The organism is Arcicella lustrica (assembly GCF_034930985.1).
GTDB lineage: Bacteria > Bacteroidota > Bacteroidia > Cytophagales > Spirosomataceae > Arcicella > Arcicella lustrica.
Map to the genome: position 1 here is coordinate 300415 of NZ_JAYGIM010000008.1, position 15919 is coordinate 316333.

The following is a 15919-nucleotide window of genomic DNA, read 5'->3' on the forward strand; positions in this document are numbered from 1 at the left end:
TTTTCTCTCTTTATTAAAAGCATAATAGCTTCCCTAGAAATTAATATGAGTCGTTTAACTAACTACATATCATTTTAATATACAGTTAGTTATCAATAAATCAGGATAGATTCACTTAGCGAATAAAAAAGTCAGGAAAGAAAAAGAGGATACTTGTAAGGAAGACTATAATCAGCAATGAATATCAATAAATGTAGTAGAGGATTTGTCCTTCAAAAAAAGTTTATTTTTTTTTTACTTATCACGCAACCTTTAAAAAAAGTGGCTTGTCTATATAAGTACAAATAATAAAGCAATTAGTGGTAACATAAACAACCCCTCCGACATGAATCAGAGGGGTTTCGTTTTTTATATTAGTCTGCTTTTTGTTCCATACGTTTACGCATACTTGGATCCAAGTAAATTTTACGCATACGAATCGACTTTGGTGTTACTTCTAGGTATTCATCCTTTTGGATGTATTCCATCGATTCTTCCAAAGAGAACTGGATTTTCGGAGCAATTTTAACGTTTGTGTCTGTACCAGAAGCACGCATGTTAGTCAATTGTTTCGCATTCTGAAGGTTTACTTCAATATCATTCTGACGGTTGTGTTCTCCAACTACCATACCTGCATAAACTTCTTCAGTAGGGTCGATAAAGAAAACACCTCTATCTTGTAATTTATCTACAGCATAAGGAGTAACAACACCAGAGTTCATAGAAATCAATGAACCGTTGATACGGCCAGGGATTGTTCCTTTGTAAGGCTCATAAGCTTTGAAACGGTGTGCCATGATAGCTTCACCGAAAGTAGCTGTCAATACTTTAGAACGCATACCAATCAAACCACGTGAAGGAATATTGAATTCTAAGTGTTGTAAGTCACCTTTTGGTTCCATAATCAACAACTCACCTTTACCTTGTGTAGCTAATTCGATTACTTTACCAGCAGATTCGTCTGGAACGTCAACTACTAATGTTTCAATTGGTTCTAAACGTTCGCCATTTTCACCTTCTTTGAAAATTACTTGTGGTTGACCTACTTGTAATTCATAACCTTCACGACGCATCGTTTCAATTAATACAGACAAGTGAAGAATACCACGACCAAATACTAAGAATTTATCTTCAGAGTCAGTTGCAACAACTTTCAAGGCTAAGTTTTTCTCAGTTTCTTTGTATAAACGATCACGTAAGTGACGAGACGTTACAAATTTACCTTCTTTACCAAAGAATGGAGAGTTATTGATGGTAAACAACATATTCATTGTTGGCTCATCAATCGAGATTCTTGGTAATGCTTCAGGAGTTTCGTAGTCAGTAACAGTATCACCGATTTCAAAATCTTCGATACCCATCATTGCACAGATTTCACCAGCACTTACTTCCGATACTTTTACTCTTCCAAGTCCTTCAAATACTTGAAGTTCTTTGATTTTCATTCTTTTTACAGAACCATCTGCCTTCATCAAAGCTACTTGCATACCTTCTTTGAAAGTTCCACGGTGAACACGACCAATAGCGATACGACCAACGAATGAAGAATAATCTAAAGATGTAATCTGCATTTGTGGGATACCTTCGTTTTCTGGTGCTGGAGGAATCGTATCGATGATTACATCTAATAATTCAGTAATATCTTCAGTTTTACGTTTCCAGTCAGTACTCATCCAACCTTGTTTAGATGAACCATATAAAGTAGGGAAATCTAATTGGTCTTCAGTAGCACCTAAGTTGAACATCAAGTCAAATACTTGCTCGTGTACTTCGTCAGGGCGACAGTTTTCTTTATCTACTTTATTGATGATTACGATAGGTTTTAAACCTAAGTCGATAGCTTTACCTAATACAAAACGAGTTTGAGGCATTGGTCCTTCAAAAGCATCCACCAAAAGGCAAACACCATCAGCCAATTTCAATACTCTTTCTACTTCACCTCCAAAGTCAGAGTGACCCGGAGTATCAATAATATTAATTTTTACGCCTTTGTAGCGAACAGATACGTTTTTAGAAACGATAGTGATACCACGTTCACGCTCCAAATCGTTGTTGTCAAGAATTAAATCTCCAAACTCTTGGTTATCACGAAATAACTTTGAAGCATGGATGATTTTATCAACAAGGGTAGTTTTACCGTGGTCAACGTGAGCAATGATGGCAATGTTACGAATACTTTGCATGATTTCAATTTGAAAATTTGAAACGGGCTCGCCCGTGCGATGAATTAATTTGAAAATGAAATTGTAAGAATTATACTCTTCAAACTATCTGATTTCCAAATTTACATTTAAGGGTGCAAAGGTAATGATATTATCTTAGAAAAATGCTATTAGCTTGAAAAAATAACAAAGAAATAAATTGAAGCACCAGATTTGTCATAAAAGAGTTAAATGATTGTAAATCAATGGCTAGAACTAGATTTGGAAATATTAATTTGAAGGATTTAATATAAATTATAAAAGAAAAAATAGCAATAATACAATTTATCAAAAAAGAAACGCTCATTAAATCCTATTTTGAATTGAGCGGCACTTTTAGTTCAATCAAAGTCCCTTTCTGTGGTTTTGTCAGAATTTGGATCTTCCCATTCATAGCCAATGCTCTTTCTTGCATATTATTTAAGCCATTTCCTTGTTTAACATTGCCCTCATCAAACCCAATTCCATTATCTTTCACGATAATTGTAAAGTATTCTTCTGTAAAAAAAATAGCAATTTCAATATTACTTGCTTGCGCATATTTTACACTATTATTCACTGCTTCTTTGAAAATGAGATAAATATTATACTGTTTCAAAGGTGAAAATTGGATACAACTTATGTCTGAAACACTGAAAGTATAATCAATATTTTTAGGTTCTAGCATTTCGGCAGTAAACTCTTTCATTTTAACAATTACACTATCTAAACTTTCTTCCGTCTGTTTGGTCGTCCAAACAATATCACTTAATGAGCGTTGTACATTTTGTGAACTTTCACTGATTCTCACTACAAGTTTTTTCAAAGAAGAATCTTTTTTATCAATCTGTGTTTCAACAACTTGGCTCAAAATACCAATACTACTTAATGTTGAACCAATATCATCATGTAAATCACGAGCAATGCGATTACGCATTTGGTCATTGGCTTGCAATTGATGAATTACTTCTGCTTGATATTTTTCTTTTTCTTTCCTGTCTTTATTAATTCTATGTGCCAATGCAAAAGAAAGCATGACAACTTCTAAAGCTGAACCCACCTGTAGTGCATTTCTGGTAAAATAATCGCTCGGTAAAATATTCGAAAGTTGCATGATAAAAATCAAGGCACTGACTAACATAATCGACCAAGCACCTAAAAAGAATAAAGCTTCTTCAGAACCTTTCATCCAGATATAAGTAGCAATGACCAACACATAAACTACAATGACAAAAGCAACAGCATTCAGTAAAATAATACTTGTTCTACCCAAACCAAGCCAATAACTAGTCACAAAAACTAATACCAAACTGATTAATACTTTCGCTATTTTATTAGAAATAGGCAAGTACCTTTCTACATTCAAAAAACTATTAGCAAACAATAAACCAAAAGATATACCCAACGAAATAGAAATAGGACCAAACCGATTAATCCAAACAGCATTTGGCCAAATAAACTCATTGATAAAACCTTTGTTATAGGCAAAAAAACTAGCGAACGACAATACGTAAATCACATAATATAAGTACACTTTTGTGCGGACAGTAAAAAAAATAAAGAAATTAAAAATCGCCATCACAAGCATAATACCGATATAAATACCCTGCATGATGTCTTTAGGATGATTATCTTCAAAATATACTTTTAAAGGAGCAACTCTGAGTGGAAATAACAAAGGCAATGAGCTTTGAAAACGAATATAATAAGTACTGGTTTCTTGAGGTGCTAAATTGAGGTCTAATAAATAAAAATTTGTTTCAACATCTCTTTGTCGAATTGGCACATAAGTTCCTGACTTCAAATAAGATACTTTTTTTTCTGCATCAATTTTATAAAAAGCTATACTATCAATGGTAGCCTCGGCAATTTCAAGGTATAAATTCTGTGAGGTTTTATTTTGCAAGGTTATTCTTGCCCAAATCACCGAAGAAGTAACACCAAAATTAGGATTTATCTGTAAACTTCTTCTAAAATATGCACCAATATCAGGACGATTACTTACTTCTTCAAACGTTAATGAAGCAGTTTTATCTTCAAAGATTTCTATTTCTCTTCCAATTGCCAAGGCTTTATTGGGCATATCAAAAATTACTTGGCGTTGTGCAAACGCTTCAAGGAAAATTAGATTTGTCAATAAGAAGACTAAACAAAAACCTTTTATTTTTTTCATAAGAGTGCTAATAGATAAACTACAGAATAGCTTTTACTATTAATGATTTCAAATTTACAAATATTATAAGATTAACAAACAAAAATTAATGTTACAAAAAAGCCACTCATCCTTAACGAACAAGTGGCGTAGTTATTAGTAATATCTACTAGTTAAAGCGTGTTGAGCCTTACTTGGAAATAAGTACTGGCTAATAATAATATCTTCTGGAAATCGGGTACTCTGATTCTTTCATTCTGAATTTTGGAGGCTGGACAAATTTTTATTTTATCGAAAAGTCTCAAATAATATCTATAAGCCAAATATACTCCTGCTTTAGCACCTTGCGGCAAAGCGATAATTCCCCGAAGGGCAGCATCAAAATCTGCCTGAATATCTTCTTCAATACTCTTTTTATCTTCTAAAGTAAAGTTTTTGAAATCAACATTGGGGAAATAAGTACGACCTCTTTCTTGAAAATCAGATTTAATATCTCTCAAGAAATTTACTTTCTGAAAGGCAGAACCTAAACGTCGTGCATCGTCTTTCAATCTATCGTACATTTCAGCATCGCCTTCACAGAAAATTCTTAGGCACATTAATCCTACTACTTCTGCCGAACCGTAAATATATTGTTCGTAACCGTCTTGATTATAATCTGCAAAATATAAATCCATTTCCATCGAATGCAAGAAGGCTTCAATCAATTCATGATCAATTTTATATTGATTCACCATTAATTGAAAGGCATGCAAAACTGGATTTAAACTAATTCCTTCTTCGATGGCTAAATAAGTTTCTGCCTTAAAACGACTTAATAAGGTCTTTTTATCAAAGCCATGAAAGGTATCTACAATTTCATCAGCGTAACGAACAAAACCATAAATGGCATAAATCGGCAGATGAAAACGTTTATCTAGCGTTTTAATCCCTAAAGTAAAAGACGTACTATAATGTTCAGTAATCAGCTTACTGCATTCTAGTGTTGTCTTTGTAAATAAATCCATGTGGTTCATTACTATCAATTATAATTGCGGTTTAAATACTAAAGGCTTTGTTTACTTCTTCGGCAACGACCAATCCTGAAATCAATGATGGCGGTACGCCAGGACCAGGAACGGTTAATTGGCCTGTATAAAATAGATTTTTTACTTTTTTACTTTTCAAACTTGGCTTCAAAAGAGCTGTTTGCATCAAGGTATTGGCTAAACCATAAGCATTCCCTCTGAAAGCATTATAGTCAGCTTTGAAATCGCTGTGAGCATAACTTCTTTTAAAAACTACTGCATCACGAATAGAAACACCACAGTATTTTTCTAGGCGTTCCATGATGATATGATAATACTTCTCACGAATTTCTTCCGAATCCTCCAAATCTGGGGCAACTGGAATTAGTAAAAACACATTTTCACAACCTTCTGGCGCAATGCTTTCATCCGTTTTTGTGGGTGCTGAAGCATAAAACAATGGTTTTGATGGCCATTGTGGTGCTGTATAAATTTCATGTGCATGCACTTTGAAATCTTCATCAAAGAACAAATTATGATGTAATAATTTAGGAATGCGTTTGTTAATTCCTAGATAGAATAACAAGGAAGAAGGCGCCATTACTCTTTTCTTCCAATATTCTTCATCATAATTACGGTACTCTTCTCCCAATAATTTATCTTCAACATGATGATAATCTGCACTTGCTACAATTACATCAGCCATAAATTCACCTTGATTCGTAATTACTTTTTTTGCTGAACCATCTATTACTTCTATCTTTTGTACATCTTGATTCAAGAGTATTTTTACGCCTTTTTCCTCCGCCAATTTCACCATACCTTCCACAATTTTAAACATGCCACCCATCGGATACCAAGTTCCTAATTTCATTTCTGCATAGTTCATTAAACTATACATGGCTGGAGTATTCTCTGGAGTAGCTCCTAAAAACAAAATTGGGAACTCCATCATTTTTAGGATTTTTTCATCTTTGAAAAACTTCCTAATATGTGAAGCAAAAGATTGAAAAACATCTAAACGAACCACATCATAAAGCAATTTCAAACTTAAAAATTCTGTAATACTTGTTGATGGCTTCCAAACAAATTGATTAATTCCAACATCATATTTATACTCTGCCTGACGCAAGAATTCCTGAAACTTTTCCTTGCTTCCTACTTCCATACTTTCAAACAAATCACCTAATTTGTTAATACTTGCTGGTAAATTAATGGTTTCATTGCCTTCTAGGATGACTGAATATGAAGGATCAAGGCGCACTAAATCATAATAATCGGAAGTCTTTTTATTAAACTTGGCAAAGTAATTATCAAAAACATCTGGCATCCAGTACCAGCTTGGTCCCATATCAAAAGTAAAACCCTTTGCTTGAAAAACCCTTGCTCTACCTCCTGCTACACTATTTTTCTCTAAAATAGTTACTTCGTATCCTTTGTCTGCTAAGCTTGTTGCTACTGATAATCCCGAAAAGCCTGAACCTATTACTATTACTTTCATTGAAAAATTTCCCCGAAGGATATTTATTTATACGTTTCCTTATTTAGAACATGTTAAAACAATTATACAGAAAGGCTACTTCTACTTGTCTTAGACCTTACTTTTCTTTCCTTGATGAAAGAAAAGTAACCGCAGCGGCGGACCGCAAAAGAAAATCAAGAAATTCCAAACTCGCTCCGCTCAAACAGTGGAATTTCATTAAATGCTTACGCCACAATATTATTGTGTATTATAAAAACTCAAATACTATCTTAACTTCTAACTCTAACAAAGATAATCCTGATTTGTTTGATTGGTTTTGAATTGAGCTTTTTTTAAGATGAAATGTGGCTAACAAAAAAGTCGAACAATTGCTCGACCTTTTGTGACATTCTTCTGTTAACCAAAAAACTAATCAATTGCGTCTTCATAATCTATCGAAAACACAATATTGATTTAGTTGATTAGAGTTCTTTTTTGCAATGATGAAGCGTAACTCAAGCAATCAACTAAAAACTAATTCGCATACATGTGTAATTTGTCTTTCAACTCTTTACGAGCAATGTGAATTCTATTCTTCACTGTACCAATGGGTATATCTAGTTTCTCTGCAATTTCATGATATTTAAAACCCCTGAAATACATCATAAAAGGTGTTTTGTAAGCATCTTCTAAAGCTGAAACTGCACGATTAATATCATTCATGGCAAATGCACTGATGGCTAAATTATCCGTGCTACTTTCCATTGAATTGATATAATGTAAGTTATCTGAAGTATCAATGAAAGTATTTTTTCTCACCATTCTCTGATAATTGGTGATGAAAGTATTTTTCATGATAGTATATAACCATGCTTTTAGGTTAGTTCCTTCTGTGTATTTATCTCTGTTTGTAAATGCTTTCAACAAAGTATCTTGAAGTAAATCATTCGCTTCTTCATAGTCTCTAGTGAGCTTCATGGCAAATGGTTTAAGTGATTTAGATACTTTTCCGATATGATATGTGAATTCTAGGGCTGTCATAGTTTCTATTTGTTGATTTTGTTTAACAAATATATATATTAGTTAAACAAAAAAGCAAATGTTTTATCAATTAAATTTATTTATTTTCAATATTTATTGATAAAAACATTAACAAAAAGGTTTAAATAATATTAAAAAATGCTTTGTAGGCTATTTAAAGAGGTTTTTAGCAATTCAAACATTTTGTTTAACTTATTAAAAAATAATATAAACAAAATAAGCCTTTTGTTGAATGTTTAACAAGATGTTATTTAACATTCATTTTCCTATTATTAAAAACACTCTTTCTTTTTAATGCAATAATGTTGCAATTATTGAAATCCATTTACAAATTATCAGTAAATTGCGTCCTCAATCTTCATCATCATTCATGAAAAGCATTTATCACATATTTACGTTATTAGTATTTACTTGGTTTTCAGCCAATGCACAATCTTCAAATTGCAATTGTTCTCTTAAAGGTGTTGTTCACGAAAAGGATATTCATCAAGTTGTACCGGGTGCAGTTATTTATATCAAAGGCACAAACATTTCTACTTTTGCTGATGCCAAAGGGAAATACGCTTTCAAGAATCTTTGTCAAGGAAAATACATATTGATTTGTCAAGCTGTCGGTTTTCAGAAGGTTGAAATCCCTGTGAACCTGAGTAATGAACATGAAGAAGATTTTTCTTTGGAAGACAAAGACGAACATTTGCAAGAAGTAGTAGTAAGTGGCAAAAAAATAGAGAATGTTACCCAAGCAAAAGGTATTTTAGAAGGTGAAGCACTTGACCAAACTCGTGGACAAAATCTTGGCGAATCCTTGAAAGGCATTACTGGCGTAACAACTTTACAAACGGGAAGTTCTATTTCAAAACCTATTATTCATGGAATGCACTCTAACCGTGTATTGATTCTTAATAATGGTATTCGTCAGGAAGGACAACAATGGGGAAGCGAACACGCTCCTGAGATTGACCCATTTGTCGCTAAAAAGCTGACTGTTATTAAAGGTGCAGCAGGTGTGCGTTATGGTTCTGATGCTATTGCGGGAGTAATCATGGTTGAGCCCGCTCCTCTCCCCGATTCTGTGAATATTCATGGAGAAATCAATACTGCTGGATTCCTTAACGGAAGAATGGGCGTGGTTTCTGGCATTGCAGAAGGTGGTTTGTCTGCCATCAAAGGTTTTTCTTGGCGAGTACAAGGTACTTATAAACGTGGTGGAGACTTAAAGACCGCTAATTATTACATGGCGAACACTGGCGTACAAGAAAGAAACTTTTCGGTAGCGCTTGGTTACAATAAAGTACATTATGGTACAGAAATGTTCTTTAGTTATTTTGATACACAACTGGGTATTTTCGCTGGTTCGCATATTGGTAACACAACAGACTTACAAAACGCTATCAATAACCCCCAACCTAACGAAGCTTATACCCCAACCGAACCTAGTTATACTATTAATCGCCCTAATCAAGACCTTGCCCATCATTTATTGAAGCTTAAAAGTTTTGCGATTGTGGATAACTTGGGGAAATTCACGCTTACGCTGGCCCGTCAATATGATTGGCGTTTAGAGTATGACGTTCCTAGAGGAAATCGTAACCTTAATACCCTTAATTTTAAATTAACTACTTATACAAGCGAGTTAATGTTGGAACATAAACCGCTTTTCAACAAAATTGCAGGCTCTATTGGTATCAGCGGGATGTATCAAGAAAACCTTTCTTCTTCTTACGAACTCAAAAAGCCTTTGGTCAACACCGTACTAATTCCTAATTACCAAGTAAGTACGGGTGGTTTGTTTATCATTGAGCGTTATTTGAAAAACCGTTGGGAATTTGAAACAGGATTACGCTATGATTTCAGAAATGCACAGGCTTACGGACTTACCTTTAATAATCAAGCCTATAATAATTCGTTTGACTTCAATAATTTCTCGGCTACAGCGGGAACGACTTATACTTTAAACGAACATTTCGACTTTAAATTCAATGCAGCGTTGGCTTGGCGTGCGCCTAATATGAATGAATTGTTTTCAGACGGGATTCACCACGGAGCGGCAGCTTATGAGAAAGGAAATATCAATCTCCAACCAGAAGTAGCCCATAATCTAAACTTTACGGCAAACTATACTAGCGATAAATTCAATCTTGAAGTTAGTCCTTATCTAAATTTTATTGATGATTTTATCTATCTGAAACCTCGTTCAGAGAATGGTGTTTTGCAAACCGTGCTTACTGTACGTGGAGCATTCCCTGCTTTTGATTATACTCAGGTTAATGCCAGATTTGCTGGGCTTGACCTCTCTGCAAGCTATAAAATTACCGAAAAAATAGCGATTACAGAGAAATACTCAATGGTTAGGGCAAAAGATGTGCTGAATAATCAATACATGGTGAACATTCCTAGCGACCGACTAGAAAGTACTTTAAAATACGACTTCAAAAAGCGTGGTGCATTTATCAGTATCAGCAATTCATTAGTAGCAAAACAAACTCGTGTAGAAGCAAATAGCGATTTTCTAGCACCTCCGCCCGCATATAGTATTTGGAAAGCAGATGCAGGCATTAGCATTAAAAAAGTAAACGTCGGACTCAGCGTTAGCAATATCTTTAATGTAGCCTACCGAGAATATCTTAACAGATTTAGATACTTTACCGACGATTTAGGCAGAAATATCTCCCTCCGCCTTAAATATAGTTTCTAAACAAAGCCCAAAATTACCAATGCGATAAGCTATCCCGACAATGCGATAGCTTATTCCGTTCTTGCGATTACTTATATCATCCGTGCGATTACTTATTCCGTCCATGCGATGCCTTATCCCGTTAGTGCGATTGCTTCTCCCGTCTATGCGATTACTTATCCCGTCAGTGTAGGAGCTAATAGTATCAATGCAGTTGCTCATCCCGTCAGTGCAGGAACCAATAGTATAAATGCAGTCACCTATCCCGTCAGTGCAGGAGCTAATAGTATAAATGCAGTCGCTTATCCCGTCAGTGCAGGAGCTAATAGTATCAATGCAGTTGCTTATCCCATCAGTGCAGGAGGCAATAGTATAAATGCAGTTGCTTATCCCGTCAGTGCGGGAGGCAATAGTATCAATGCAGTTGATCGTACCATAAGCGCAGGAGCTAATAGTAGCAATGCAGTTGATCGTACCATAAGCGCAGGAGCTAATAGTAGCAATGCAGTTAGACACAGTAACGTTTAATAAAAAAGCACAAAGATTTTAAGAATGAATTTTGATTGTTTGATTGGATTGGGAAATTGGGAGTTGCAAGTTTTAGTCATTCACTATCTATATTTCTTATGTTTCTTAAAGGCATAAATACTTACACGATGATGGTGTGGGAAAAAATTAAACATTTACTCTCTTCAAAGATTCCAAACAATAAAAAATTATGAATAAAAATAATCATATTATAGACTATTTAGATTATTATTTAGATTTGGCGAAACCTCCCAAATATGCTGTATTATTAAGAGGCAATTGGGGTTCTGGAAAATCATGGTTTATTCATGAATATATTAAAAGTAAAGCTGAAAATAGCTTTTTATATGTTAGCCTATACGGAGTTACTTCATATACTGAGATAGAAGAGATTTTATTTGAACAAATTCACCCTTTTCTTGCATCAAAAGGGATGAAAATTGCAAGTAAAGTATTAAAAGGATTAATTAAAACGACTATTAAAGTAGATTTTGATGGAGATAAGAAAGATGATGGAAGTATTTCTTCTGGAATTCCTGATATTAATATCCCTGACTATATTAAAAATATTGATAAAAAGACCTTAATTTTTGATGACCTTGAAAGGTGTTCAATAGAGATATATAATATCTTAGGTTATATAAACCAATTCGTTGAAAACAATGAATTAAAAGTTATTATTATAGCAAACGAAGAAGAAATCATCAAGCATGATAAACATAAAGACGATGCAAAGGCATATTTGAAGATTAAAGAGAAGCTTATTGGTAGAAGTTTTGATATAGTGTCAGATTTTGATTCTGCACTTAGTTTTTTCATAGAGCAACTTCCTAATTCAGATGCAAAAATATTATTAGAGGATAAAACTCCTTTAATCAAAGATATTTTCATTACAGCTAACTATAACAATTTAAGACATCTCCGATTAGCAATACTTGATTTTGAAAGGTTTTATGGCTTTTTGCCAAAAATTCCCAGTAAAAAAGTAGATTTAGTCAACAAAATTATCAGTTTGTTTTTTTCGCTTTCATTTGAAATAAAAAAGGGAGATTTAATTGAAGAAAATATAAAAGAAGTTTTTAGACCTTTTTTTCTAAGTAAAGAACAACAAAGTGAAGAAGAAAAAAGAATAGATGCAATAAGAAATAAATACAAACCTTTATTTGATAGGTTTGCAACACCAATAGAATACAATCTTTGGATAGATTTCTTTAAAAATGGGACAACTGATAAAAATCACTTGAAGGAATCTATTTATAATAGCTATTACTTTACAGAAGAGAATAGTCCAGACTGGATGAGGCTTTGGAGGTATGTTGAAATGAGTGATGTAGATTTTGAGGAAACATTTAAAAGAATGTATGAAAAATTTGAACACTTTCAAATTGTAGACCAATATGAACTCATTCACGTTACTGGATTATTTATAAATTTTTCCAGTATGAAGCTTATAGCTTACGACGTACAAACTATTTTAGAAATAGCTAAACACAATGTAGAAATACTTAAAAAGTCCAACTACTTAAGAAAAGATAAGAATGAAGATTTCCCTTCGACAGGATATAAAAATTTAGGCTACCAAGGCACAAAAATTCAAGAAATGCAACAATTTTTGGATTATATTTCTGAGCAAGTAATTATTTCAGAACAAGAAAGCTATCCTGAAATTGCCACTCAGTTATTAGAAATTTTACGACGTTCTGTTGATGATTTTGTTGAAACTTTAATCATTTCAAACAGTAAAGAGAATTTATATTTTAATACACCCATATTAAAATTCATGGATACTAATAAATTCATGAAAGTCTTTCTGGAAATACACAATAAAGAAAAAGATAAACTAAGCCGCCTATTTGAGAAAAGGTATAGATTTGAAGACTACAACAAAGAGCTTAAGGAAGAAATTGTTTGGCTAAAAGATATTGTAAAACTAATGAACATAGAGAAAGATAAACGCAAGGGAAAAATAAGTGGAAATATTATAGAGTTTCAGATTATAAAATCTATTGAAAATGCTATTAAAACACTAGATGATAGTAGCCAATAAAATTAAAGGTTTGTACCATTTCTTTCCCCCAACTGGTGCAAGTATTAACCAAAGCGTTAATGTACCTAAAACATTTCTTTTGAAAAGAAATAGAAAAAAGTCCAAGCCACAGGCTTGAACCAGTTGTGCAACAAAGTAAAACATAGCTTCAAATTCAACAAAACCATTAACAAAGATGAATCATCAGCTAATAAAGTCGGAGTATTTTAGCATTTGGAAATCTATGCTGGATATGGACATTCAAGCCGAATTTAGAGCGATTGAACAGATAGATTTAGCACCGCATAGTTTTACTTTTTATACTTCTGTTTCTGTAATGTCATCATCTAAAATAGAAGGTGAAATATTGGAAGTGGATAGCTATGTAAAACACAAAATGTTAAACATTGAGTACTTGCCTGAGCTTACTCAAAAGCCTAATGATTTGTATCAAGCTTATCTTTTTGCTAATGAAAATAGCCTTAATCAACCTAATTTCATTAAGGCACATCAATTAATTTCGACTAATTTACTACCTAAAAATCAGCAAGGAAAGATTAGGAAAACGCAAATGCTTGTAATGGAACATAAAACAGGCAGAATACAATATGAAGCAGCACCTGCCTCGATGGTCAATGAATTGTATGATACTTTGTGGACCGAAATAGAGGAATTGATAAAGCAAGAGATGACTTTTGAGGAAGTATTTTATTATGCTTCCTTTATTCATTTGGCATTTGTAAATATTCATCTATTTTCAGACGGCAATGGCAGAATCTCTCGCTTGTTAGAAAAATGGTTTTTGGCAGAAAAGTTAGGACAAAGAGCATGGTATATCAAGTCTGAGAAATATTACAACCAAAAAGTGAATGATTATTATAAAAACTTAGCAAGGTTAGGCTTATTTTACGAGGCCTTGGATTATGATAAATCTATCCCTTTTTTATTAATGTTTCCCCAGTCATTAGTGTTTGAGAAATGATTATTGACGATAAATCACTAATAATATTTTATTACTTAAGCCTAAATAGTACAAATATAAAGCGAAGATATACTTTGTAAAAGTAAACAGCTCATCTCAAAATAATAATTCGTCCTTCGATAACTACAATGAAAAAAACAATTCTAACTTTCATCTTATTTACTCATTTCTCTTGTATAGAATCTACCAATACGAATTGTTTTTACCAAGTCAACAATGAAAAGTTATATGTAAAATCTGTTTATTGGGGTTTAAACGGTAACAGTAGAACTGTTAAAATTTCTAAAAATAAAAAACCAATAGTTCCTCACGAACCATTGACAACAACAGACATAACTTACGATGGATATTTTCCGATTTATTTAAAAGCAGAAAAAGATACGCTATTTATTTATACCTATGTCTTGGCAACAATACCCAAAAATTTTAAGTCAAATATTAAAATCAAGCAAATTGAAATAAGCAATAAAGGAAATATGATGTTTATGAATGATAAAAAATACATTGATGTAGATAAAATTTGCGAATAATAATCTCAATTAGTTTAAGTATGAAGCAAAGCGTTAATGTACCTAAAATACTACTTTTGAAAAGAAATAGTAAAAGTTCAAGCCACAAGTAAACTAAAAACAATCAGGAATACCCAATCAAAAGCTTAACCTCATCCAAAAACACACTCAAAAAATGAAAAAGTTCTCTATTGTCTTCACGTTATTGTTGGCTGTGTATGCTACTTCTTGTATTGATGGTTTTGTCCCTAAAGTTCAGACATTTTATTTTAAGGGAAGAACCGTTGATTCGCTTGGGAATCCTATTCCTAATGTTTCATTGTATTTTGACAAAGTCCAATCGATGGTCTTTATGCCAACTAAACTATTAGATTCCTTGAGCTTTAAAACAGATGCCAATGGTAATTTTTTATTTGCTAGAGATTATCAAATTACCGACCCAAATCAAAATGATTGTAATATGTATCGTATTGGACCAAAAGGTAATATAGGATTAACAAAATCTACCCGTTTTTTAGGGGAATGTAATGGCGATTCTATTATTTTTAGCCATTTAATTTTTGTTCCAAAATGAAATAATCTATCAATAAGTATCAGGAATAAATCAATTGAGAATATAAACCTATAAGGATTTGAGTTTAAAATTTTCATTATTAGATAATTATGTAAATCCTTATAGGTTTAACTAAATGAAATAATGTCTAAATCGCTACAAATACGAAAACAAAAATTAATTTTAAACGACGAACTATTTGACATGAAATAAACATGAATCCTAAAGTTGATTTTTATTTTACAAAAGCCGAAAAGTGGCAAGAAGAACTGGAACAATTAAGAAAAATTGTTCTTGAATGTGAACTAACTGAAGAGTTGAAATGGGGTGTTCCTTGTTATACTTTTCAAAAAAGTAACATCGTTTTAATCCATGATTTTAAAGAATATTGTGCCTTATTGTTTATGAAAGGGGCTTTATTAGATAATGCCAACGGATTATTGATTCAACAAACTGAAAATGTGCAGGCTGCCAGACAAATTCGCTTTACCAATCTTCGGGAAATTGTGGATAATAAAGCTATTTTGAAAGCTTATATTTATGAAGCCATCGAAGTAGAAAAAGCAGGGCTGAAAGTAGAGCTAAAAAAGACGACCGAATACAATATTCCAGAAGAGTTCCAACAGAAATTGGATGAATCTTCAAGCTTAAAAACAGCCTTTGAAGCCCTCACTCCCGGACGACAAAGAGCATACTTATTACATTTCGCTCAACCCAAACAAGCCAAAACACGAGAAGCAAGAGTAGAAAAATGTATTCCACAAATTCTGGATGGAAAAGGCTTGAATGATTGAAAACAGCTTCCTAAAATCATTTCTTTAACTAA

13 protein-coding genes are annotated in these 15919 nt (G+C 33.0%); 8 read left to right on the forward strand and 5 right to left on the reverse strand.

Going from position 1 to position 15919, the window contains the following annotated elements:
- Window positions 1-353: 353 nt before the first annotated feature.
- The 4 genes from typA to VB798_RS12070 form a co-directional block, all read right to left on the reverse strand.
- On the reverse strand, window positions 354-2162 hold the full coding sequence (gene typA / locus VB798_RS12055) for a translational GTPase TypA (RefSeq protein WP_309924164.1): 1809 nt from the start codon (window positions 2160-2162) through the stop codon (window positions 354-356).
- A gap of 331 nt (window positions 2163-2493) precedes the next feature.
- Window positions 2494-4332, reverse strand: coding sequence for a sensor histidine kinase (locus VB798_RS12060; protein ID WP_323258718.1), 1839 nt, complete (start codon window positions 4330-4332; stop codon window positions 2494-2496).
- Between the two features lie 152 nt (window positions 4333-4484).
- Window positions 4485-5327, reverse strand: coding sequence for a phytoene/squalene synthase family protein (locus VB798_RS12065; RefSeq protein ID WP_323258752.1), 843 nt, complete (start codon window positions 5325-5327; stop codon window positions 4485-4487).
- A 22-nt stretch (window positions 5328-5349) separates the two neighbouring features.
- Window positions 5350-6819 carry a phytoene desaturase family protein gene (locus tag VB798_RS12070; RefSeq protein WP_323258719.1) on the reverse strand — a complete coding sequence of 490 codons (1470 nt, stop codon included), beginning with the start codon at window positions 6817-6819 and terminating at the stop codon, window positions 5350-5352.
- A 50-nt stretch (window positions 6820-6869) separates the two neighbouring features.
- Between VB798_RS12070 and VB798_RS12075 the strand changes: the two genes are divergently transcribed.
- Window positions 6870-7121, forward strand: coding sequence for a hypothetical protein (locus VB798_RS12075; protein WP_323258720.1), 252 nt, complete (start codon window positions 6870-6872; stop codon window positions 7119-7121).
- Window positions 7122-7314: 193 nt separating this feature from the next.
- Here VB798_RS12075 and VB798_RS12080 read toward each other — a convergent pair whose 3' ends face one another.
- Complete coding sequence (locus tag VB798_RS12080) at window positions 7315-7821, reverse strand: RNA polymerase sigma factor (RefSeq protein WP_323258721.1); 507 nt, start codon at window positions 7819-7821, stop codon at window positions 7315-7317.
- A 370-nt stretch (window positions 7822-8191) separates the two neighbouring features.
- On the opposite strand from VB798_RS12080, the gene VB798_RS12085 reads away from it, so the two are divergent.
- The 7 genes from VB798_RS12085 (at window position 8192) to VB798_RS12115 (ending at window position 15887) form a co-directional block, all read left to right on the forward strand.
- A complete protein-coding gene (locus VB798_RS12085; protein WP_323258722.1) occupies window positions 8192-10516 on the forward strand; it encodes a TonB-dependent receptor in 2325 nt (774 codons plus the stop codon).
- 108 nt (window positions 10517-10624) lie between these two features.
- Window positions 10625-11023, forward strand: a complete 399-nt coding sequence (locus tag VB798_RS12090; protein ID WP_323258723.1) for a hypothetical protein — start codon at window positions 10625-10627, stop codon at window positions 11021-11023.
- 190 nt (window positions 11024-11213) lie between these two features.
- On the forward strand, window positions 11214-13070 hold the full coding sequence (locus tag VB798_RS12095; RefSeq protein WP_323258724.1) for a P-loop NTPase fold protein: 1857 nt from the start codon (window positions 11214-11216) through the stop codon (window positions 13068-13070).
- A 175-nt stretch (window positions 13071-13245) separates the two neighbouring features.
- The gene (locus tag VB798_RS12100; protein ID WP_323258725.1) at window positions 13246-14031 is read left to right on the forward strand and encodes a Fic family protein; all 786 of its coding nucleotides are present in this window, start codon (window positions 13246-13248) and stop codon (window positions 14029-14031) included.
- 128 nt (window positions 14032-14159) lie between these two features.
- Window positions 14160-14561 carry a hypothetical protein gene (locus VB798_RS12105; protein WP_323258726.1) on the forward strand — a complete coding sequence of 134 codons (402 nt, stop codon included), beginning with the start codon at window positions 14160-14162 and terminating at the stop codon, window positions 14559-14561.
- A gap of 154 nt (window positions 14562-14715) precedes the next feature.
- The gene (locus VB798_RS12110; protein WP_323258727.1) at window positions 14716-15114 is read left to right on the forward strand and encodes a hypothetical protein; all 399 of its coding nucleotides are present in this window, start codon (window positions 14716-14718) and stop codon (window positions 15112-15114) included.
- 194 nt (window positions 15115-15308) lie between these two features.
- Window positions 15309-15887, forward strand: a complete 579-nt coding sequence (locus VB798_RS12115; protein WP_323258728.1) for a YdeI/OmpD-associated family protein — start codon at window positions 15309-15311, stop codon at window positions 15885-15887.
- The last annotated feature ends 32 nt before the right edge of the window (window positions 15888-15919 follow it).